Source organism: Sodalis sp. RH15 (assembly GCF_047324255.1).
Classification (GTDB): domain Bacteria; phylum Pseudomonadota; class Gammaproteobacteria; order Enterobacterales; family Enterobacteriaceae; genus Acerihabitans; species Acerihabitans ligni.
Genome location: NZ_CP178738.1, coordinates 3,845,610 through 3,867,143, shown reverse-complemented (window position 1 = coordinate 3,867,143; position 21,534 = coordinate 3,845,610). Strand labels below are relative to the sequence as shown.

The window sequence follows — 21,534 nt, the reverse complement described above, 5'->3', positions numbered from 1 at the left end:
TTTCCTTACAGGGATTCAAGATGATCTTCGCTAAGGTCGATGTGATTAAAAACGTCCGCTTCGGCCTGCACGCCCCACAAGGTCCGGGCCGAAAACCGGACGCTGTACACCGGCTGGACATTCTCTCCCTGATAATGGGCGCGGGTGTCGGGAAACACCCAGGCCTGATCATAGACCTGGACGATAGTGCCGGTTTTTCCCCGTACATAATTCGTCACCCGGGTATGGCCGGGGGGATGGATATTACGTACCCGAACCTGTTGTTGTGGAGCGAAGCGCGGCGTTACCTGCACTTCTTTGCGCCAGGCGCCCCAACGTACCCGTTCCCCCGGCGCCAGCGGCCAACGGCGGCGGGAATTGTCCAGGGGGCTGTAATGACGTACATCGGCGCGATATTCGGCGATCCGCCGTTCCATTTCCTCCCGGCTGACGATGCCTTTCCTGTCCAGCAGTTGCTCCATGGCAAACAGCCAGCGGCCGTAGTAACCCGCGGCCAGGTAATCCACCGGATTCATCCGCTCTATCTCATGGCGATGCTCGTCAAGGTTCCAGATTTCCAGCGTATCCAGTACCTGGGTGATACAGAATACCCGGCTTTCCCATTCGCTATGGAAAACCGGTTCATCAAATTCGACTTCCACCGTGCCGAATCCATGCAAGCCGCCCATATCATGAATACCGTTCATCGCCGCCTCCCGGTAAATAATGTCAGTAAATAATGGATTCGATGTGCTGTTGCAGCTGGAGAAACGCGTTCGAATACCGATCGCCGAATTCCGCGGCGCCGGTATCCTGCTCAAGCAGGATGGCCGCCGGTTGTCCGCCCATGACGATAATCCGGTGGCCGACGGTGATCGCCTCCTCGATATTATGTGTGACCATCACCATGGACATTCGGGTCTCCCGCCACAGCTGCCCGAGCAGCCCCTGCATCCGCCGGCGCAGGCTGATATCCAGGGCGCTGAAGGGTTCGTCCAGCAGCAGCACCCGGGGATCCGCCACCAGTGCCCGCGCAATCGCAGTTCGCTGCCGCATGCCGCCGGATAACTGATGGGGATAGCGTCCGGCCGACTCGGTCAGACCAACGGTTTCCAGCATGGCGCCAACCCGTTTATCGCGCTGTTGACGGGATAACCCCGGTGCTGAAAAGCGCAGTCCGAAAGCCACATTGCCCTTCACCGTCAGCCAGGGGTAGAGGTTGTTTTCCTGGAAAATCATTACGCTGTGCCTGTTCGGTCCCGTCAGCCGGTCGCCGTCAAAGAAGATGCCGCCCCCGGCGTTGCCGGCGATAAATCCTCCCAGCGCTTTGAGCAGCGTGGTTTTACCGCATCCCGATTTACCCAGAATGCAGGTAATCTCATGAGGGCGGATCGTCAGATCAAGGTGGCTCAGCGGTGTGGCGCCGGGGTACATCACGCTGAAATCAGCGATGCGGAACAGAGGGTTATCAGACGCGCTGTTCATTCCTAGACCCTCCACCACAGCAGATGTTTGCCGATAAAGGCCAGGATGCGATCCACGACAAAGCCGGACAGGCCGATAATCACCATGCCGAACATGATCAGATCGTTATTAAAAAGATTGCGGCCCATCATGATAATAGCGCCCATACCGTCATGCAGGCCGACCATTTCCGCCACCAGCACCGCCATCCAGGCCGCGATAAAATTAGTGCGCAGCAGGGTGAATGCGCCGGGCAGGATGGCGGGCAGCACCACCCATAACCAGCGTTGCCATGGTCCGGCGCCGAGATCGTCGGCGATGATATGGAATTCCTCCGGCAACCGGCGGATCTCGGCCAGCGTGCCGATGGTCAGGATAAAAAAGACGCCCATGAAGACGATAAAGACCGCGGTCAGGTTACCGATGCCGAACAGGGTAATGGCGGTGGGGATCCAGGCAATGGGCGCGATGGGCGACAGTAAATAGATCAAGGGACTGACAACCCAGTTGACGACTTTTGACAGGCTCAGCAGCATGGCGGTTAAAATCGCGGCGATAAACGCGATAAATAATCCGCTAAATACCCGGACGAAGGTGGCGAGCACCGACTGGCTTACCGGCGTGGACTGGCTGCCGAGCCCGATGCGAAAATCGCTTTGGGCAATCTCGGCGAGGAAATGGCTCGGCGGAGGCAAGACCGCCGCCAGTGATGAATCGCTGTTGCCGGCGCAGAACTCCCAAATAAGCACCAGGCAGGCGATGGAGGCGGTACCGACCATCACGGGCAGGTACCTTTGAACGCCGGTGTCTGACTGGCTCATTTCTTCTCCAGACCGCGGATCATATCCAGACGGAAGATATCCTCGGCGCGCGCACCGCCTTTGATGTAGCCGAGTTTACCCAGATCGTCCACCACGCTCTGAATCGAGGCCAGATCCGGTGTGAAACTGATGGGAGCAGGAGCGGACTTGAACGCCCGCGTCAGTACGGCGGGGGAGACGCGGAAATAGTGGCCCTTATCCAGATAGCTCACCGCCTGGTCGGGGTTTTTATTGATAATGTCCGCCCCGCAGATAAGCCCGCTCAGAAATTCCCTGACCACGGTTTTTCGCTGGCTAAGGGTTTTATCCAGCACGCTAACCACTGCATTGGGGGAATATAACGACCAGGTTTCGGCATTATTGGTTAACAAGGTGGAGCCTTTATTCACCTCCATATCGGTGGTATAGGGCTTGATATGGCTCAGAATATCCACCTGGCCGCTGCGGTAGGCTTCCACCATCGCCAGCAAATCATTGAAATAGACCAGTTGCACGCTTTTGGGATCGATACCGTTGCGGGCGAATTGCCGGTCAAGGATCAGCTCCAGCGTATCCCCCTGCAGCGTGGCTATCTTCAAGGGATGGCCGGGGTGTTGTTGGATATAGGTTTTTAAATCCGCCATGCTGTGTAAACCCAGCGAGCCTTTAGCCACCACCTCCATGATGCCCCAGCCCCCGGCGGCGGAAATCACCCGGATCGGCACACCGCTGTTGGCGGCAAAAAACGGCAGAGTAAATGGATTGATACTAAAATCGATGGCGCCGCCTGCCAGCGCCGCGTTATTGTCGCCGGGATTGGCAAAAAACACCGTCTCCACGTCCAGCCCTTGGCGGGTAAAGCAGCCGCTTTCCTTGGCGACAAAAAGCGGCGCCATATCCAGCGCCACCAAATGGCCGACTTTGACATGGGTTAATGTCTCCGCCCCTTGAACAGGCATAATAGTTAAGCCTAATAACGTGGCACCAATGATTAATCCGACGTTAGGTTTCATGCTGGCTCCGGTAATTGAGATATTACTCTCCCTATGGCATCAAGCACAGGGAAGAGTATTGGGTTCAATTAGTAATACCCCGACATTGTTGACGGGTTATATAGCGGCGACTCAATGTAAACATCGATTTTCTTGAACTGACTGTTTATCCGAAATAGTGGTTTTGATTGAATCATACAAAATATGGGACCGTCTCTTACCATAAGAAATTCTTTTCGATAAATATTTAAGGCCGCTGATGTTAATATGATATTAATATCCAAAGGGTTATCTTGGGCTATTCATTATTTATTCCTGCATCGATGATGGTTTTTTGTATAAATCAGTATTTAAACAACGTTGAAAACGAAATCCATTCAACAGCGGACAACGCTATTGTCGTTAACCCATGGAGATTATCCCATTAAGGTTGGCGCGATAGGATCCCATAACTGTCCGTCAGGCGGTTGCGCAACATATTTACCCCGGGAATCATCTCTTTTTGCCGGGTCAGGGCGCGGTTGGCGTACAGGGGGGTTACCGCGCCCCAGCGGGGATTGGGCGGTAGCAAGGCGTCTATATCCCAGGACGGGAAACCGGCCGGGGGAATAATAAACGAACCGCCGGGGGCGGGGGCGTCGCAGCGGTTGGCGCAGACGACATAAACGCGATTATCCTCAGCCTTCGGCACCGCCAGCAGGTTCCTTTGGTTCGGGTGTCGCCAGGCGCAGCTCCATAGGATAATTTCCGCCCCCAGCAAGGCCAGCACGCGGCTGGATTCGGGAAACATTCCGTCGTAGTCGTTAAGCAGTCCCAGACGGCCAAAATCGGTCTCGAATACCTGGAAGCCTCCGTCCGCCACCGCGGCCCAATCGCGCGTGCCGGGGTTGGCATGCACCTGGGCCTGGCGTCCGATAACGCCCCGCGGGCCGACTAAAACCATTTCCGGCAGCAGCGCGCCTTGCCGTTCCTCTACGGTGGGCAGGGCTATTATAGCGCCGTAACGCCGGCACAGTTCGGCGATGCGGGCGACGACAGCCCCGCTGTCCCGGGCCAACAGGGCGGCATTATCGGCATCCGGGCGCCAAAGCGGGGCGGCGAACCAGGCGGGCAGCGCCATAACCCTGATGCCCAGCAGCGCCGCGTGTTCAATCATCTCCAGCGCGTCGTCCAGGGTGTGACTTTCGCTCACATGGGCCTGAACCGCCGCCAGTTTGACGGTGCTGTTTTCAGGTATCAGCGCTTCCCCCATCAATGCCGCCAGGGGGGTGGTCGCAAACGGCTGATTGATGATAGCGTAGGTTTCCGGCCGGCGATCCGTCAGTTTGTCGCCGCCGAATTGCCATGGCTTACGGTCCCGGTCCGGCAGGCTTATCCGCGCGGTGGCCACGCCGTGGACATCATAAGGCACCTTGGCCTGCACCCGGCCCTGCGGGTCGACAATCATGCTGCCTCCCGGGTAGTAGATACTCCGCTCTACGCCGGATTTGGTGGCGGCCACATACCAGCTGCCATTTTCATATGCCCGGGCCGGTACCCACATTTCCGCCTGGTCCATGGCGAAGAAATTTGCCATATCAATCACCACATCCACTTTTTGCGCCGCCAGGCAGCGGGCGATTTCCGGAATGCGCCCGTCAAAGCAGATAAGCAACCCCAACCGGCCCAGTTCGGTATCCACAAAGGGATTGCCCTTCACGCCGACTTCAAACCAGTTCTGATCATGGGTGGCCAGGAACTGTTTCTGATAATGGCAGATAAGGTCTCCCGCCGGATTGAACAGCACACCGGAATTATAGATTTTGCCATCCTCGGCTATTTCGGTCATGCCGGAGGCGATGAAGACATTATATTCGCGGCACAAGGCGGCCAACGCCCGGCAATAGCGGCCGTCCACCGGTTCGGCCAATGCCCGGCAGTGCGCCGCCGAGTCAAATAGATAGCCGGTGTTCATGCATTCCGGCAGTACGATCAGTTTGGCGTCTTGCCTTACCGCCTCGCGCACACCGGCGGCGGCCAGGGCGATATTGGCCTCGATATCGCCGAGTACGGCGAGTGTCTGAATGACGGCGGCATTAAAGGTGATAGTCATGGTTTCTCACTTGGTAAAATCATTGTTGTTCAGGATCATCGGTTTGACATCCATAGGTTTTTTCAGCACGCCTTCTTTTTCGAATACATCCACCAGGGCCTGATAAGAATGGATATCCTCGGCATCGATATCTTTCCAGGCCCGCAGGTAAGGCTGCGCCACCAAAGGCAGCTGATCCGGCTTGATGGGCGTGAAGTCGGCGATAACCGGGCGGTATTGATCAAAGCGTTCATTGGCCAGGCGGGTGGCCTCATCCAATACCGCGACCACCTTTTTCGCCGTTTCGGGCCGTTCCTTGATGAATTTTGTGGTTAATAACGAGACGCCGGAATAAAACGGATCGGCTATCAGGGTCTCGGCGGGATTGGTCAATGCCCGTTTGGCTTCGCCGTCGGCCACGGCGATGGAGCCGACCGGCTCCAGTGACAGGGTGGCGTCAACGCTGCCGGAAACCACCGACGGCACCTGCAGGCCGGTAGCGATATCCTGCATATGCACGTCTTTATCCGGATCCAGGCCGGACTGACGCACCATATAGCGGGCAAGGGTCCGCCACTGAATGCCCGGCAGCTGGCCCATGTTTTTTCCTTTGAGATCGGCGAAACTTTTTATAGAGGAATCCTTGGCGACAATCAGGCCGTCATTGATGCGATGGTATTTGATGCTTCCCCCCTGCAGGCCGAACACCTTGAAGGTGCCGGGAAAACGGGACTCGGCCAGTACCGCTATACCGGCGGCCGAGCCCGGCGCGCCGACATCGGCCTGTCCCGAGACCAGTGAATCGATAATCTGATTCGGGTTCTCGAATTTGACCGCGTTAATATCGATTCCCGCTTTTTCAAATAATTTATCGTGCATCGCAATATAAAAAGCGGTGGTTTGCATAATGGGCAACCAGGCGACGGTAACTTTTTCATTTGCCCATGACGGCAGAGCGGAGAATAAAAGAACCATCGAGGTTGCCGCCGCCGGCAACGTCAGTCGTTTCATACAATTTCCTTATGGGGTGATGATTTATTTACCAGACCATTTAATAAAATGGCGTTCGACAATAAGAAAAATGAAGTTGATTAAATAGCCGATGCATCCGGTTACTATAATTGAGCTGTACATCTCGGCCAGGTTATAGACTTGTTCCGCGTCAATGATCCGGTGTCCCATCCCGGTGGATGAACCGATAAACATTTCAGCGACAATAATGACCACCAGGGCATAAGAAACCCCGAGCCTTAAACCGATAAACGTTTGCGGCAGCGATTCGTACAGCAGCACGTCGCGCAGAATGCGCCATTGGGATGCACCCATGACCTTGGCCGCCAGGATGCGGGTTTGCCGTGCGTTCATGACGCCGTAGGCCACGTTGAATACGATTACCAGGCAGGCGGAGAACGCAGCGATGGCGATTTTTGACTCTTCGCCGATGCCGAAAATCAGCAGGAACAAAGGGAATAAGGCGGTAGCGGGGGTGGAGCGAAAAAAATCAATTATAAATTCCACGCTGCGATATATCAGCTTGCTGGAACCGATGGTAATACCCAAGGGTATGCCGATAATAGCCGCAATCAAGAAAGAATAGACCGTTCTTAATACCGTTTGGATAAAATCGCCCCACAGGCTGCCGTCGGCGATACTTTGCAAGAATGCGTTAAAGGTTTCCAGCGGACCGGGCAACAGGCGCGGCGTGACCCAATGGGCCGTATGCGCTAGGCTCCAGATAATAACCAGTACGATTGGACCGATAAAACCGGGGCGAAAAAAACGAGAGTGACGCCGTAATGAAAGCCTGATCATTTATGAACCTCTTGCTGGAAAATTTCCAGGCTGCGCCGTTTGGCCTCTAAAAATTCAGGCAGTTGCAGCGTTCGGTCGTTTCTGGGATAGGGTAGGTCCACCGGCACAATTTCAACCACACGGGTAGGTCTTTTACTGAGCATTAATACTTGTTCAGCCAAAAATACCGCGTCCTCAAGATCGTGAGAGACCAATACCATGGCAATTTTGCTTTGGGTAAATATCAACTGTAATTTATCTCTGATGAACAGAGTCATTTCATAATCCAGAGCGGAGAAAGGTTCATCCAGGAAAACAATTTCCGGGTTGGGCGCTAAGGCCCGTAATATTGATATAAGCTGTTGCTGCCCGCCGGAAAATTCATAGGGGTAGCGGTTGAGATCAAATTTAATGTCGAATTGTTCAATGAGTTCATCGAGCCGCTGATGCCGTTCAGCGGCCGGCATGCCTTTAATTTTGAGGGGATATTCGATATTTTCATAGGCCTTCCACCAGGGGAAGAGCGCCTCGCGATAATTTTGGAAAACATACCCGATGGTGGCTTTACTGATATCCCGGCCATTATAGAGTATCTGTCCCCCGTCATAAGGCGTCAAACCGGCCATCATGTTGATTAAGGTGGATTTGCCGCAGCCGTTCGGGCCGAAGATGGAGGTAAAGGTGCCGTATTTGAAATCGAAGTTGAAATCGTCGTAGATGATCTCATAACCGAAATTTTTACAAAGATGGGTTAGGGTGACCACGGAGGTGTTTGGCCCCGATGAATAGGAGTTAGCCGAGTCGGTTACCGTCGCGTGCATTAATCTACCCTTAGCATTGTTAAGCATTAAACTAAAAATGAATGAATCCTGTGATATTGAATAAAGCAAGAGTTGCGCCAAATGGGGTTAATTTCTTTTTTTTATTTATAATACAAATTAAATCAGCAGCTTGTCCTTACCAATGGGAAAGGTGTGCGCCGGATTGGGGTAGGCTGGCTGGTCTAGGAAATCAATATTATTGACAAGTTAATAAATTATTAATAATTTAACATTAGCCTGCTATTCGGTCTTAACGCTTCCCACAAGGTATGCCATGAAACGCGCTTTCCATCAGCAGGTCTCATCCGCGCGCGCCGCGCTGACGCCCGATGTGCATGTGAATGTCGACTGGGCGCAGCATGAGCTGTTTTTTCGGCGGGAGATGGCGAAGATATATAGCCGGTATACCGATACCGACCAAAATCTGCGGGAAGTTTTCCATCTGCTGTCGGAGATTTTAGGCCTGAACCGCGGCAGGCTATTTATCTATGACGACAATAGCGGATTGTTATCCATCCGTTGCGCCTATGGCCTGACCGAAAAGGAAAAAGCCCGTGGGATACTCCGTCCGGATGAGGGCGTCACCGGCAAGGTCTTTGTCTCGGGCCAGATGACCATCGTTCAGGATATTGACTCCGAGCCCACCTATCTTTGGCGGTCCGTGGCCCGTTCCGCGATGCCCAGCGGCACGACATCAATGTTTTTTTTCCCTATAGTCCTGGATGGTAAAACCCGCGGGGTGTTTTGCGCCAACCGTTTTCGCGGCATATCGCGCAACCTGACCGCGGATATCGGGATCATGCACGAGGTGGTGGGACATATTGGCCAGATGCTGCGGGTTGAAGAACTGATTGCCGAACGGGTGCAAACCCACACCGTGGCGCTGGAGCATGAAAACCGGGCATTACGCCAAGCCTTGAAGCACGATACGCTCAAGTACGGCATCTATGGCGATTCCGGCAAGGTCCGTACCGCCATCCGGCAAATCGAACAGGTGGCGGCTAGCGATGTCACGGTATTGCTGGTGGGGGAATCGGGCACCGGCAAGGAGCTTTTTGCCAACGCGTTGCATATCGCAAGCCGGCGCGCCGAGGGCAAATATATCAAAATGAACTGCGCAGCGGTGCCGGAAAGTCTGTTCGAGTCCGAATTATTCGGTCATGAAAAAGGGGCCTTTACCGGTGCGATGACGGCAAAAGCCGGACAGTTTGAACAGGCTGACAATGGGACTCTTTTTTTAGATGAAATAAGTGAATTACCGCTTAACTTGCAGGCAAAGCTCCTGCGGGTATTGCAGGAGAAAACCATACAGCGCATCGGTGGCAGGGAACGGGCGGTGAACGTGCGGATCATCGCCGCCACCAACCAGGATTTACGCCAGCGGGTGGTGGAAGGCCGATTTCGGCTGGATCTCTTCTATCGGCTGTATGTGGTGCCGATTTTCCTGCCCTCGCTGCGGGATCGGCCGGAAGATATACCGATTTTGATTCAGCATTTTATCGAGGAAGCCAATGTTGCTTTTCAACGGCGGGTTCACTGCTCGGGGGATGCTTTAGCCGCCCTGATCCGCTATTCCTGGCCCGGAAACGTTCGCCAATTGCAAAATGTGGTAAACCGGCTGGTCCTGCTGTCCGAGTCGCCCCTGGTTGACGCGGCCGAGGTGGCGCCCATCTTGGCAAACGAAGAGGGCACCACGTCCGCGCCGGCGGAAAATCCGGCGCCGGAACCGGAGAAAAAATGGATGGGGGTGCCGGCGGCGCGCATCGAAGCCGACGATGCGCAGGCAATATTGCAGGCGCTTCGCCAGTCGGACGGTAATAAGTCCCGTGCGGCGCAGAAACTGGGCCTGACGCTGAGCCAGCTGGTCTACCGGTTACGCAAATTCGGCCTTACTTCGGGATAGCGGCCATATAGTTTCTCCAGCCGCCATAGGCGGTAATATCCTTCGCATTGCGCAGCGCCTCCGGTTCGCAGATAAAACCTTTAACATGGCGACCGTCCGCCAGCGTCAGGGTGCCTATGCCCAGGGGGGCTGGTATTTCGGCGACGAACTCCCCAAAGCGCGCCAGAGGGATATCCCACAGCTCCACCTCAATGAACCCGCCATCATCGGTCTTTACCAGCCCGGGCTTAGGCGGCTGCGTGTTCGCCAAGGCATAGAGACGATATTGCCGCGCGGTTTGCGTTTTTTCCACCAGTACTCCATTCCGGTCGGTAAGCTGGAAATTGAGCGGCATACCGCTGAGATGGGCGCCCACCACCGCGACCCGCACCTGATGGGCCGGCGCAGCGGGTAACCCTGCGTCCGGCGGCGGCAATGGGCGGCCGGTCGCCCCCAGCGTAAGACCGAGGGCCTGTTGCCAACGCCGGCCGAAATCCGCCAGCGCGTGGTCATGCCAGGCAGGGGCTATCAGGGTAATGCCGGCCGGCAAACCGTCATCCCGTAAGAAAGAAGGGAGCGCCAGCGCGCAGAGATCGGCCAGATTAACAAAGTTGGTGTAAGTACCGAACTGCGAATTATAACGAACCGGCTCCTGTTTCATTTCTTCCAGGGTACGGATGGTGGGGGAGGTGGGCACTACCAGCGCATGGTACCCCGCCAGCGCCCGGTTGATAGTTTGTGCCAGTTCGGCGCGCAGGTATTCGGCCCGCCAGGCATCGCAGGCGCTGAAGTTAAAACCGTTGGCGACAATGGCGCGCACCACCGGATCCAATGAATCGGGGTTGGTCTGCAAACGATCGCCGATTCCCACGGTGCGCTCGGCTACCCAGGCGGCACTGTAGAGTTGTTCCGCCAATTGAGCGAAAGGGGCGAAATCGATGCTTTCAAGCGTGGCGCCGCTGGCTTCCAATTGCCGTAAAGCCTGCCGGAAAGCTTGTTCGCTGTGCCTATCGCCAAAAAACTCCAGACGTTGCGGTACGGCGAAGCGCGGCGCGGCGGGCATTGCCGCCGGCGTGGTGTGGGGATTGCCGCGTGAATAGGCATCATTCTTATCATAACCGCCGGCCAGATGGGCTATCCGCTGGGCATCGTCGACGGTCAACGCAAAAATAGAGACGCAGTCCTGCAGGCGGCAGGCGGGCACCACGCCCGAGGTAGACAGCCACCCTTTGGTGGGCTTGAGCCCGACGATATTATTGAATCCGGCCGGAACGCGACCGGAGCCGGCGGTATCCGTCCCCAGCGCGAAAGGAACCAGCGCGCGCGCCACCACTGAAGCCGATCCGGAACTTGAGCCGCCGCTGACATAGGCGGGATTGAAACTGTTGGGTACGGCACCGTATGGAGACCGCGTACCCACCAGTCCGGTGGCGAACTGATCCAGATTGGTTTTGCCGATGACGATGGCGCCGCATGCCCGCAGCCGGGCGACCACTTCCGCATCCCGTTCCGCTTGATAAACAAAATCAGGACAAGCCGCGCTGGTGGGCCAGCCGGCCACGTCGATATTGTCTTTGACCGCAAAGGGAATACCGTAGAGCGGTAACGACAGCGGATCTCCCCCCAGATCCGCCAAGCGCCGCGCCAGTTCGGCCAACTGCGGCGCCAAACCTTCGGCGCCGGGCAGATAAATCCATGCCGTATCGTGTTTAGGAAGTCCGTCCAGCAGGGCGGTTAAGGTCGCCCTTACGCTGTCCGGATCGTTTTGGTAATGCCGTTGCCATTCATGCAGCGTGCCAAGGGTCATAGGTTGCATAATCCGATTCCTGTCAGGTCGGTAAAGAAATGATTTTGGCGCCGATTATCGGGATCGAGCGCCTGGCCCAGGTTTTCATCGGGAGGGTTAATCTCCTTCCTGTTCAAGTATCAGCAGCAGTTGGCCCGCATGGACCTGCTGTCCCGCCGTACGCACTACGCGGCGCACCCGGCCCGCGCCAGGGGCCGGAATGGGAATTTCCATTTTCATCGATTCAAGGATTCCCAGGGTCTGGCCCTCTTTCACCCGGTCGCCGGGTTTTACCTGCCACTGCCAGATGTTGCCCGCCACCTGGCTGTCAACGCCCAGGCAGCCCGGCGGCAGCATATCCGTATCCGCGATGGATTCTTCCGGCGGGGCGCTGTCAAAGGTGAACTGGCCTTCGGCGCGCCAGCGCGCCAGTTCCTGGTCGAACGCCAGCCGGCGCCGCTGGGTGAATTGCGTAATGTCTTGATGCTGTTCCGCTAACAGCCGCTGGTAATCCGCCAGGCGAAAATGTCCCGGTTCGGTGCGCAGCGGGTAAAGTCCGTAGGGAAAACGCTGGCGGATATCCTGGAGTTCGGCGGCGCTCACCGGATAAAACCGGATTTGATCGAAAAAACGCAGCAGCCAGGGTTGGGTAAATTCAGCGGTCTTGCGATCACGGTTCCACATTTGCAGGGTTCGTCCGACAAACTGGTAACCGCCGGGGCCTTCCATACCGTAAACGCAAAGATAGGCGCCGCCGATACCCACTGAATTCTCCGCGGTCCAGGTCCGCGCCGGATTGTATTTGGTGGTCACCAGACGGTGAAGGGGACTGAGGGGGACGGCAACCGGCGCGCCGAGATAGACATCTCCCAGCCCCATGACCAGATAACGGGCATTGAAGACGATGTCCTTGACCCGATCCACCGAGTCCAGGCCGTTGATCCGCCGAATGAATTCGATATTGCTGGGACACCATGGCGCGCCCGGGCGTACCGATTGGCTGTATTTATCGATGGCCTCCCGGCAGGCGTCATCATCCCAGCTTAAGGGAAGCCAGACGGTGCGTGAGGGGACGTCGACCTGCGATAAATCCCCTAATGCCTGCTCCCCTTGCTGCAAATGCGCGATCAGGGCGTCCCGCGGGCACTGCAGGCTGTCGAAGTGAATCTGCAGGGAGCGGATCCCCGGCGTAAGCTCCTGCATCCCCGGCAAGGTATGCCGTTCCAGCCATTGCATTAACGCATGGGCGCGAAAACGCAGCGAAATATCCGCTACCTGTTCACCGTATTCCACCAGGATGAAGCGATCGCCGGCGGCGCGGTAGCTCACCGCGGGGTAGGGGGATAGCGCGGGCCGGTGCCAAAGCAATGGTGAAGTACGGCAGCGGGCCGCCGCGCCCGGTTCCCAACCCCGCAACGCGGCGATGTCCTCTTCCGCCTGTTGCGCCAGCTGGTCGGCCTGTTCCAGCGATACCGGTACAAAACGCACCCGATCGCCGGCTTTGAGCTGGCCCAGTTGCCACAGGTCGGCATGGATAACCGTCGCCGGGCAGACGAACCCGCCCAGGGATGGCCCGTCGGGACCTAGGATCACCGGCATATCGCCGGTAAAGTCCACGGTACCGAACGCATAGGCGTTATCGTGGATATTGGACGGGTGCATACCCGCTTCGCCGCCGTCGCTCCGCGCCCACTGCGGTTTCGGACCGATCAGCCGGATGCCGGTGCGGCTGGAGTTATAGTGAACCTGCCAGACCGCGCCGAAAAACAGGTCGATGTCCTGTGGGGTAAAAAAGTCCGGTGCGCCCTGGGGGCCATATATCACCCGCAGTTGGCGAATATCCGCCAGGGCCGGCCGCAGATCCATGGGCCGCACGTCCGGTTGGGTCCTGTCGATGTCCGGCGGCGTAAAGTGAAGAACATCGCCGCTGCGCAATTGACGCCCGCCATGTCCGCCAAAACGGCCCAGCGTAAAGGTACTTCGGCTGCCAAGATAAGCAGGGCAACGCAATCCCCCCGCCAGCAGCAGGTAGCTGCGGCAGCCGTTGCCGTAGACGTTGCCCAATGCTAACGTTTGACCGGCGCGGACCCGGCATACACGCCACATGGGGAGGGCGGCGCCGTCAAGGGCCGCTTCGATATCCGCGCCGGTGATGACCAGCGAGCAGTCATGATTGATGCGCAGCACCGGCCCGCGCAGGGTGATTTCCAGCCCCGCGGCATCAGCGCCGTTGCCTAGCAGGTGGTTGCCGAGACGGAAAGCGCGGCTGTCGAAAGGACCCGATGGCGGTACGCCCACATGCCAGTAGCCGGTACGGCCGGGGAAATCCTGGATGCTGGTCAATGTGCCCGGCGAGACGACATCCAGCGTCGCCGGGCGGTACCGTACCGTTCCCAGGGACGCCGTGCGGATTTCGCCCGCCCGCACCAGCGGCAGTTCCAGCAGATGGCGCAGGTAAACGAGATTGGTTTCAATACCGTATAATTCGCTGTCGGCCAGTACGGCGGCCAGGGCGTCCAGGGCGGCGTCGCGGGTTTCTCCCCGAACGATGACCTTCGCCAGCAGCGGATCATAATGGGGTGAGACGTCGCTGCCGCTCTCAACCCAGCCATCAATTCGCAGTTCTGCGCCGCCGGGCGCCTGCCGGGGGAATACCACCCGGGTCAGCAGCCCGGCGCAAGGAGAAAATTGCTTGGCCGGGTCTTCCGCATATAACCTGGCCTGAATCGCGTGGCCATGCGGCGCGTTAGGCGCCAGCGTCTCCAGCGGCGGCAGGCATTCCGCGCCCAGTTCAATCATCCATTGGACCAGATCCACGCCGTACACCATCTCGGTGACGCCATGTTCAACCTGCAGCCGGGTATTCACTTCGAGAAAGTAAAACGCTTCCGTGGCGGCGTCATACACGAATTCCACCGTCCCGGCGCTGCGGTAACCGACCGCCCGGCCCAGGCGCACGGCGGCGGCATGTAACGCCCGGCGCACCGGGGCCGGCAAATTCGGCGCGGGACACTCCTCCAGTACCTTTTGGTTACGGCGCTGCGTGGAGCAGTCACGTTCGCCCAGGGCAATGACATTGCCCGCGCCATCGCCGAAAATCTGTACCTCGATATGGCGCGCCGCGCCGATGTACTTTTCGACGAAAACGCCGTCATCGGCAAAATTATGGCCCGCCAGCCGTTTAACCCGGCTGAATGCCTCAAGGAGCATAGCGGCGTCATCGCAACGCTGCATGCCGATGCCGCCCCCGCCGGCGGTACTCTTTAGCATCACCGGATAGCCGATGTCCCCGGCGGCCCGCAGCGCATCATCCGCATCCGCCAACAGTCCGCTGCCCGGCAGCAGCGGCACACGGTTGATCTTTGCCAGTTCGCGGGCGCGATGTTTCAAACCGAAGGTAACCATCTGCCGGACGGTGGGACCGAGAAACACCAGGCTGTTCTGCTGGCAACGTTGCACAAAATCGGCGTTTTCACTGAGAAATCCATAACCGGGGTGAATCGCCTGCGCGCCGCACCGGGCGGCTATGGCCAGCAGCTTATCCTGGTGGAGATAGGTCTCGCGGACGGTTCCTTCCCCCAGGCTATAGGCTTCGTCCGCTTGGCGGACATGCAGCGAATGGCTGTCCGATTCGGCATAGACCGCCACTGACCGGATGCCTAATGTTTTCAGCGTGCGGATAATGCGCACCGCGATGGCGCCCCGGTTGGCGATCAAAATGCATGTAAACATGATTAACTCTCTTGGCTAACGGCAGGTCGTCCTGCATCTCTTTGGCGCGTATTTTCCCGGGACGTCCCGCGTCGCGCATTGACCGATCCGCTTCACACCGAGGCGGCGATATCCACCGCCGACCTTCCTCGACGTTAGGCATCATGCCCCGCCGGCATCGCCCGATATCCCCTGTTCATGACCAGACCGCCACCTCAATGGGGGTTGGGTTATAGCCGTTACAGGGATTATTGAGCTGCGGACAATTGGAAATCAGTACCAATACATTCATCGCCGCCTCCAGCTCGACATACTTGCCCGGCGCGGAAATGCCGTCGGCAAAGGTCAGCCCGCCCTCGGCCGTGACCGGTACATTCATGAAAAAGTTGATATTATGGCCCAGGTCCCGTTTGGTCAGGCCGAATTCCGGGTGTTCGGCCAGCGCCAGCATCCAGCTGTCTCGACAAGCGTGCATGTGGCGTTTTTCCAGCGAGTAGCGCACGGTATTGCTCTCGGTGGCGCAGGCGCCGCCCACCGTATCGTGCCGGCCGCAGGTGTCGGCGACGATCTTCAGCATCGGCCGATCCTCGCCGGAGCGCAGCACGCTGCCGGTGGTGAGGAACAGATTGTTTTGTCCCCGCACGGTGTCCGTCATGCTGTAGCGTTCGGCGGTATCGTCGGCGTTGAAAAACAATGTATCCACCGCCTGATTGCCTTCACTGTCGGTGATCCTCAGCGTCTGTCCCGCCTCCAGGCGGTAGAGCCAATAATCCCCCGCATTGATTTGGCGCCGGTAGAGGGTGTCCTGTGTCCGGCGAGGGCTGGTTTTAATCATGATGGCATTCCTGGGCAGGCGCGGCATGGCTGTCGCCGAGCATTGTTCCGGCAGGGGCTATGGTTCCTGCGGGGGCTATGGTTCCTAAATAGTACAGCGCGTTATTCGCCTGTCCGCGCCGGTTTTCCTCGCGGGTCAGGCAGGCTTCCGGCAGCGGCGCAAGGTCGGCCGGCAGGGCTATCTCCACCGGCGAACGGGGATAAGCCCCGGCCTGACTGAGGGGATGGGGGCAGGTATGCAGCACTACCAGGGTATCCATGGCGAAACGCAGCGTGACGGACGCGCCGGGAAGGGCGGGCGATTCCAGCCGCAAATTGCCCTGTTCGTCGGCGCTGACCCGGGAAAAGACATTCAGGCAGGCGGCCAGGTCCCGTTTACCCAGGCCGTATTTGGTCAGTTCCACCAGGAAACAGTCATAACCGTTCTGGTGACGATCGTTGCGCGCCTGCTGGTAATCGGACGCACCGAAACGCTGCTCGGTGAGCTGCGCGTTCATGGTGCCGCATACCGTATCGTGCCAGCCGAAACTGTCTTGTTCGATTCCGCAGAAAATGCGGCCCATGTCTGAATAGAGGCAATGCCCGGTGGTGAGGCGGAACGTATGCTGGCACTTCATGGTGTCCGGCGCGTTATAACGCTCCAAGAGGTTCTCAGGGTTATAAAACAGCATGCCCACATTGGCGCCGCCCCGGATATCGGTCAGGCGCAACGCGGTGCCGCGCCGCAGCCGGAGCGACCAGTGCGCTCCGGCCGGCAATACGGTTCGATATAACAATTTACTGCTGTCGGTCATGATACCTCCTTATCAGCGGATTCAGGCTACGTCCTGCCGCGGATAAACAATGTCGTCGAGCTGTCGTTCCAGCCCGGTGGATTTACGGTCTAACGGAATGTCATAGGTAATGCTGGCGCCCCAGCGATCGGGGGCTTGCGGGTCGTGACGGATTTTGTCAAAAACCCACAGGCGGGACCCGAGGGAAAACCCCTCTTTAAGATCGTGGGTGATCATGAAAATGGTCAGCCGGTGCTGCCGCCACAAATCGGTGATCAATTGATGCATATCGCGGCGGATACCCGGGTCGAGGGCGCCGAAAGGTTCGTCCAGCAACAATATCCGCGGTTTTTTGGTTAGCGCCTGCGCCAGCGCCAGACGCTGCTGCATCCCGCCGGAGAGCTGGTGGGGATATTTGTCGGCGGCTTGTCCCAATCCAACCTGTTGCAGCATGGCGAGGGCCTGCGCGGCGATGTCGCGCCGGGCGGATCCCCAGACTCGCCCCAGCCAGCGCGCCTGCGTAAACTCGGTACCCAGCATCACATTCTCCAGCGAGGTCAGATGGGGAAATACCGAGTAACGCTGGAAAACCACGCCGCGATCGGCCCCCGGCTCCTGCGGGATCGGCTTGCCGTCCAACAGCAACGCGCCTCGGCTGGGCGGCTCGATGCCCAGCATCATATTCAGGAAAGTGGTCTTGCCGCAGCCCGATGCGCCAACGATGGACACAAACTCTCCTTCGTTTACCTCCGCGTTTAAACGTTCCAACACCACTTGATCGCCATAATGTTTCTCCAGCCGGCGCAGACTCACTAAACTCATGATGCGGTCCTTATTTGACGTAATACCAGGGCCATTGCCGGCGGCCATAGATGCGCAGGACAGCCTCAAGCATGAAGGCCAGCAGGGTAATCCAGGCGACGTAGGGCAAAATGACGTCCATGGCCAGGTATCGGCGCATGAGGAATATGCGATAACCCAGCCCCTCGGTGGAGGCGATAGCCTCGGCGGCGATAAGGAACAGCCAGGCCGAGCCCAGCGATAATCGAACCGATTCCAGCAGGCGCGGCAGCAGTTGCGGCAGGATCACCCGCCAGAGGATCTGTGCGCTGTGGGCGTTCAGCGTTTGGGCTTTGATCACCTGCTCTCGGGGGATGTTTTGCACGTGCTGCTGTAGGTCGCGGGCGATAAAAGGCGTTACCCCTATCACTATCAGCATGACTTTGGACAGTTCTCCCAGGCCGAAACAGATAAAAAGAATCGGCAGTATCGCCAGCGGCGGTATCAGCGCCGCCAGCATGACCAGCGGCGACAGCAGCGCCCCGACCGGCGGCAGGCCGCCGCAGAACAATCCCAGCAGCAATCCCAGCAGCGCGCTGATAAAGATACCGCTCAGCAGCCGCGTCAGACTGGCGAGGGTATCGGTCCACAGCAGATATTCGCCGGTACGGGCATCCGGCTCCAGCGCCATACGGTAAATCGCGCTGCTCATATCATTGAACCCCGGCAACAGCTTATCCAGGGGGTTGATCGCCAAACGGGCATCCGACGCAACCAGATAGACCAGTAACAAAAGCAACAGCGGCAGCAAACCCAGCAGGCCTCGCGACAGACGCTGGGGGTGGCTGTTGATCATCTTGCGCATCGGCGGATCCCTCTTTTATAGCTGGCCGGCCGCGGCCAGCTTTACGAACTCGTCGGAGAAACGCAGCTTGATATTGGCGGTGTTTCCCCATACGCCGGCGGGCGCGCCGATCCCCACGGCATCGGCCCCCGGCGCGCCGTTGCCCAGCAGTCCATGTTTGAAGGAGAATTCGGCCACCGACTGCATGGTCGTGAGGAGCGCCTTGCTCTGTACAAAATCCAACGTTTGCTTGGGATTGCTAAACAGGTAGGTGTCCGCCAGCTGTGCGTCGAAGCCCGCCAAATCGGTGCCGGAACTCTTTCCCATCATGGTCCTGGCGGCAACGGCCGTCGGGTTGTCGCCGTGCATGGTGTTGAGGGTTTCATACCAGGCGCCGGTGAGCGCTTTACCCAGTTCCGGATGCTTTTTTAACGTTGCGCTGTTCACCACCAGCAAATCGAGAATTTCGCCGGGGATCTGGGCGGAGGAGAAAATTTCATGACTGCCGGGTTGTTTCTCCGCCTCGGCAAGCAGCGGATTCCACGTCACAATGGCATTCACATCGGCAGTGCCGAAAGCCGCGACCAAATCGGCATCGGCGGTATTGACCACCTTGATGTCTTTTTCACTCATGCCGTTTTTCGCCAGCGCGCGGGCCAAAAGATAGTGGGAAACCGAAAGCTCCACCAGGTTGATAGGCCGGCCTTTCAGGGAGCGGATATCACCTTGGCCTTTTAGCAGAATGCCGTCGTTGCCGTTGGAATAGTCGCCGACAATCAGCGCGGTGCTGTCGACGCCGCCGACCGCGGGAATGGTCAAGGCGTCCATATTGGTCATGGTGCAGCCATCGAAGCCGCCGGCGGTATACTGGTTGACGGATTCGATGTAATCGTTGACCTGGACGAAGCGGATGTCGATACCGTACTTATCGGCCCACTTTTTGACGATACCGGTTTGCTGGGCATAGTCCCAGGGCATCCAGCCGGCGTAAATAGACCAGCAGATTTTAAAAACCGGCTTATCGGCGGCCGGCGCAATGGGGCTGAACAGGGTGGTGAAACAGAGCGTTGCGAGCAGCAGCAGTCTTTTGACAACAGTAACCATATACACCTCTGACGTTAACGACGATAAATAGACACAGGAGGTCGGCGGCGAGAAAACGTCTCACCTTGGCCTCCCGGGCTTTTATCCCGCCGTGTAACCGCCAGAGGGTATTAACCGTCATATGGTGGTCGGTCACTCTCGGACCAGACATTCGTTAACCGAACCGGAACCCTAGTGACCTGTTGCAAATTGTATGGCGACACCGGTTACCCGCTATCGCTCCTGCTGTGGGAAAATAAGCAAAAAACTTGCCATCTGGTAATGATGTTAAAGGATGGGAATAAAATTTTGAAAATAATTCGTTTTTTATCAATTAGATGATGGATAAAAAAATCAAACGTTGCGAAGGGTAGTCTGAATCGCCTTGAACCCGATCGATTAAAAAAACAGCGTGGAAACGCACTCTATTGGTGAATTGTTCCATGACGGGGCAACGCCTGGCATATTGCACGTTTTACTTCTCCCGCTTGGGAAGGTCGTCGGGTTGATAAGCAACAATGCTATCAATAGCCCCATTGCCAGCGACAATAATTGTCCACTGCTTGAGTTGCTCAATTTGATTCATTTACCTTACCTGTTTAGTCAATATCGCTGGGTACTAATAAGGAGGGGCCCTCTCCTTATTAAATTACATCGGGTTAGCGGTTGTTAGCATTGGCGACCCGTGACGTCAGTCCCGGCATATTAAAACATTCCGCTTCGTTCTGAATCATATCCTTGATTTTATTCACCACATAGCGCTCAGGTTCGACGCCAAATGATTTCAGGTGCGCAAACAGGGTTTGCATTTCTTTCACCACGGCGGGCTTTTCATAATTATAATGTCCGCTCAGCTCAAGGATTTCTTTCAGTAATTCAGGCTCGCTGAAGATTTGTTCTTCTGATTTGTTTTTATGCTCATCGGTCATCCACTTTTCCCATTTGTGGCTAAGTACGCATTCACGGGCAAGGACATTTTTCAAATCAGAGGCCGAAGAGATAAAGCCCTTGGCTGCTAAATCTTTTTCCACCTCGGCCAGTTTGAGATATGCGCGGGTTTCGATGGTGCCATACGCTGGCGCGACGTTCATCGCGGTGATCCTCAGCCCCGGGTGTTTTAGCAGGATTTCATCGGGCAGATAATCCCCGTTATGTTCTTTCAGCCCCACGCCGTAGCGGGTACTGATAGCGGAAAGTTCAGCCGATTGTTTGTCATTGAAGTGACCCACGTTGCGCGTCAGGCGGGTCAGGGTCCCGGTCTGGCCAACAATGAACAACGGCTGCGGCAGGCCTTCGGCGGACAGACGTTGATTGAGTTCGTTAATAAAGGCTTCATAAGCGTTGATATCGGTCAGGCCGCCATTTGTCTCTTCGGTGCCTACTTCATAGAAGAACTCCTTAAGCTTGTTGGCCTTACGGTAATCTTCGCAGAAACGGATCAGTTCAACGGTACGGCTGAGAACCAATTCAATATCAATGACTTTACCCACTACATACGGGTCTTTGGTGGGGTCAATATGCAATAGATCGAAACCGGCATCCATATCCACCTGATAGGAACGACGCGCCAGCGCCATCGCTTCTGCTTCCGGGATGTGATCTTTACGTTCTTTATCGCGCTGCCACGGGCCACCGTGGTCGCGGCAAAGGAAGTAGTCACCCTCAAAACCGACTTTATCTGCCATCGCCTTTAAATCAGCCGCGAACCGGAACTGATCCCAGTTATTCACGTATCCGGCGCCAAATTCATCAGCATCGACCTGGTTGCGGCTGGCGATAAACATCAGCGGCAGATCTTTTTCTTTACCCAGTTCAAAGCAGGCCTGGATAAGCGCTGGGGACATAGGACCAATACCCAGCATAGTAGACTTGCCACCGTTAACGATATAATCGACGTACTGTTTCATTGTGTTTTTCATAATA

General features: G+C 56.9%; 17 protein-coding genes and 1 riboswitch. Of the genes, 1 reads left to right on the top strand and 16 read right to left on the bottom strand.

Annotated elements, in window-relative coordinates:
* Positions 1-5 precede the first annotated feature (5 nt).
* The 8 genes from nthB to ACL2XO_RS17635 form a co-directional block, all read right to left on the bottom strand.
* On the bottom strand, positions 6-686 hold the full coding sequence (gene nthB, locus ACL2XO_RS17670) for a nitrile hydratase subunit beta (protein ID WP_413741165.1): 681 nt from the start codon (positions 684-686) through the stop codon (positions 6-8).
* Positions 687-708: 22 nt separating this feature from the next.
* The gene (locus tag ACL2XO_RS17665; protein ID WP_132921017.1) at positions 709-1,464 is read right to left on the bottom strand and encodes an ABC transporter ATP-binding protein; all 756 of its coding nucleotides are present in this window, start codon (positions 1,462-1,464) and stop codon (positions 709-711) included.
* Positions 1,465-1,466: 2 nt separating this feature from the next.
* Complete coding sequence (locus ACL2XO_RS17660) at positions 1,467-2,264, bottom strand: ABC transporter permease (protein WP_413741164.1); 798 nt, start codon at positions 2,262-2,264, stop codon at positions 1,467-1,469.
* Positions 2,261-3,256, bottom strand: a complete 996-nt coding sequence (locus ACL2XO_RS17655; protein ID WP_413724909.1) for an ABC transporter substrate-binding protein — start codon at positions 3,254-3,256, stop codon at positions 2,261-2,263. The genes ACL2XO_RS17660 and ACL2XO_RS17655 overlap by 4 nt, the downstream gene beginning before the upstream one ends.
* Before the next feature lie 403 nt (positions 3,257-3,659).
* Positions 3,660-5,327, bottom strand: coding sequence for a carbon-nitrogen hydrolase family protein (locus ACL2XO_RS17650; protein WP_413741163.1), 1,668 nt, complete (start codon positions 5,325-5,327; stop codon positions 3,660-3,662).
* 6 nt (positions 5,328-5,333) lie between these two features.
* On the bottom strand, positions 5,334-6,317 hold the full coding sequence (locus tag ACL2XO_RS17645) for an ABC transporter substrate-binding protein (RefSeq protein WP_413741162.1): 984 nt from the start codon (positions 6,315-6,317) through the stop codon (positions 5,334-5,336).
* Between the two features lie 24 nt (positions 6,318-6,341).
* Positions 6,342-7,118, bottom strand: coding sequence for an ABC transporter permease (locus ACL2XO_RS17640; RefSeq protein ID WP_203523241.1), 777 nt, complete (start codon positions 7,116-7,118; stop codon positions 6,342-6,344).
* Positions 7,115-7,918: an ABC transporter ATP-binding protein gene (locus ACL2XO_RS17635; RefSeq protein WP_413741161.1), complete on the bottom strand. Its 804-nt coding sequence runs from the start codon at positions 7,916-7,918 to the stop codon at positions 7,115-7,117. Before ACL2XO_RS17635 ends, ACL2XO_RS17640 begins: the two co-directional genes overlap by 4 nt.
* 274 nt (positions 7,919-8,192) lie before the next feature.
* Here ACL2XO_RS17635 and ACL2XO_RS17630 point away from each other — a divergent pair, with 274 nt between their 5' ends.
* A complete protein-coding gene (locus ACL2XO_RS17630) occupies positions 8,193-9,821 on the top strand; it encodes a sigma 54-interacting transcriptional regulator (protein ID WP_413741160.1) in 1,629 nt (542 codons plus the stop codon).
* On the opposite strand, the gene atzF is transcribed toward ACL2XO_RS17630, so the two are convergent.
* From atzF to ACL2XO_RS17590, 8 genes are all read right to left on the bottom strand, one after another.
* Positions 9,808-11,616 carry an allophanate hydrolase gene (atzF, locus tag ACL2XO_RS17625; protein ID WP_413724904.1) on the bottom strand — a complete coding sequence of 603 codons (1,809 nt, stop codon included), beginning with the start codon at positions 11,614-11,616 and terminating at the stop codon, positions 9,808-9,810. The genes ACL2XO_RS17630 and atzF overlap by 14 nt on opposite strands.
* An 87-nt stretch (positions 11,617-11,703) precedes the next feature.
* Positions 11,704-15,318, bottom strand: coding sequence for an urea carboxylase (gene uca / locus ACL2XO_RS17620; RefSeq protein WP_413741159.1), 3,615 nt, complete (start codon positions 15,316-15,318; stop codon positions 11,704-11,706).
* A gap of 175 nt (positions 15,319-15,493) precedes the next feature.
* Positions 15,494-16,132, bottom strand: coding sequence for an urea amidolyase associated protein UAAP2 (locus tag ACL2XO_RS17615; RefSeq protein WP_132921026.1), 639 nt, complete (start codon positions 16,130-16,132; stop codon positions 15,494-15,496).
* Positions 16,125-16,925, bottom strand: coding sequence for an urea amidolyase associated protein UAAP1 (locus ACL2XO_RS17610; RefSeq protein ID WP_413724900.1), 801 nt, complete (start codon positions 16,923-16,925; stop codon positions 16,125-16,127). The genes ACL2XO_RS17615 and ACL2XO_RS17610 overlap by 8 nt, the downstream gene beginning before the upstream one ends.
* Before the next feature lie 21 nt (positions 16,926-16,946).
* A complete protein-coding gene (locus tag ACL2XO_RS17605) occupies positions 16,947-17,726 on the bottom strand; it encodes an ABC transporter ATP-binding protein (protein ID WP_132921028.1) in 780 nt (259 codons plus the stop codon).
* A gap of 10 nt (positions 17,727-17,736) precedes the next feature.
* Complete coding sequence (locus ACL2XO_RS17600; RefSeq protein WP_132921029.1) at positions 17,737-18,549, bottom strand: ABC transporter permease; 813 nt, start codon at positions 18,547-18,549, stop codon at positions 17,737-17,739.
* Between the two features lie 15 nt (positions 18,550-18,564).
* Entirely contained in the window at positions 18,565-19,632 is a 1,068-nt protein-coding gene (locus tag ACL2XO_RS17595; protein WP_203523234.1) for a putative urea ABC transporter substrate-binding protein, read from the bottom strand.
* Between the two features lie 68 nt (positions 19,633-19,700).
* Positions 19,701-19,818: riboswitch (guanidine-I (ykkC/yxkD leader) on the bottom strand.
* Between the two features lie 452 nt (positions 19,819-20,270).
* A complete protein-coding gene (locus ACL2XO_RS17590) occupies positions 20,271-21,530 on the bottom strand; it encodes a class II D-tagatose-bisphosphate aldolase non-catalytic subunit (protein ID WP_413741158.1) in 1,260 nt (419 codons plus the stop codon).
* Positions 21,531-21,534 lie beyond the last annotated feature (4 nt).

Excerpts from the sequence above, each read along its gene's own strand:
- ACL2XO_RS17645 (WP_413741162.1), bottom strand. The coding sequence starts at position 6,317 with ATGAAACGACTGACGTTGCCGGCGGCGGCAACCTCGATGGTTCTTTTA.
- ACL2XO_RS17610 (WP_413724900.1), bottom strand. The coding sequence starts at position 16,925 with ATGACCGACAGCAGTAAATTGTTATATCGAACCGTATTGCCGGCCGGA.
- nthB (WP_413741165.1), bottom strand. The coding sequence starts at position 686 with ATGAACGGTATTCATGATATGGGCGGCTTGCATGGATTCGGCACGGTG.
- ACL2XO_RS17600 (WP_132921029.1), bottom strand. The coding sequence starts at position 18,549 with ATGCGCAAGATGATCAACAGCCACCCCCAGCGTCTGTCGCGAGGCCTG.
- ACL2XO_RS17640 (WP_203523241.1), bottom strand. The coding sequence starts at position 7,118 with ATGATCAGGCTTTCATTACGGCGTCACTCTCGTTTTTTTCGCCCCGGT.
- ACL2XO_RS17605 (WP_132921028.1), bottom strand. The coding sequence starts at position 17,726 with ATGAGTTTAGTGAGTCTGCGCCGGCTGGAGAAACATTATGGCGATCAA.
- ACL2XO_RS17660 (WP_413741164.1), bottom strand. The coding sequence starts at position 2,264 with ATGAGCCAGTCAGACACCGGCGTTCAAAGGTACCTGCCCGTGATGGTC.
- ACL2XO_RS17590 (WP_413741158.1), bottom strand. The coding sequence starts at position 21,530 with ATGAAAAACACAATGAAACAGTACGTCGATTATATCGTTAACGGTGGC.
- atzF (WP_413724904.1), bottom strand. The coding sequence starts at position 11,616 with ATGCAACCTATGACCCTTGGCACGCTGCATGAATGGCAACGGCATTAC.
- ACL2XO_RS17650 (WP_413741163.1), bottom strand. The coding sequence starts at position 5,327 with ATGACTATCACCTTTAATGCCGCCGTCATTCAGACACTCGCCGTACTC.
- ACL2XO_RS17630 (WP_413741160.1), top strand. The coding sequence starts at position 8,193 with ATGAAACGCGCTTTCCATCAGCAGGTCTCATCCGCGCGCGCCGCGCTG.
- uca (WP_413741159.1), bottom strand. The coding sequence starts at position 15,318 with ATGTTTACATGCATTTTGATCGCCAACCGGGGCGCCATCGCGGTGCGC.
- ACL2XO_RS17665 (WP_132921017.1), bottom strand. The coding sequence starts at position 1,464 with ATGAACAGCGCGTCTGATAACCCTCTGTTCCGCATCGCTGATTTCAGC.
- ACL2XO_RS17635 (WP_413741161.1), bottom strand. The coding sequence starts at position 7,918 with ATGCACGCGACGGTAACCGACTCGGCTAACTCCTATTCATCGGGGCCA.
- ACL2XO_RS17615 (WP_132921026.1), bottom strand. The coding sequence starts at position 16,132 with ATGATTAAAACCAGCCCTCGCCGGACACAGGACACCCTCTACCGGCGC.
- ACL2XO_RS17655 (WP_413724909.1), bottom strand. The coding sequence starts at position 3,256 with ATGAAACCTAACGTCGGATTAATCATTGGTGCCACGTTATTAGGCTTA.
- ACL2XO_RS17595 (WP_203523234.1), bottom strand. The coding sequence starts at position 19,632 with ATGGTTACTGTTGTCAAAAGACTGCTGCTGCTCGCAACGCTCTGTTTC.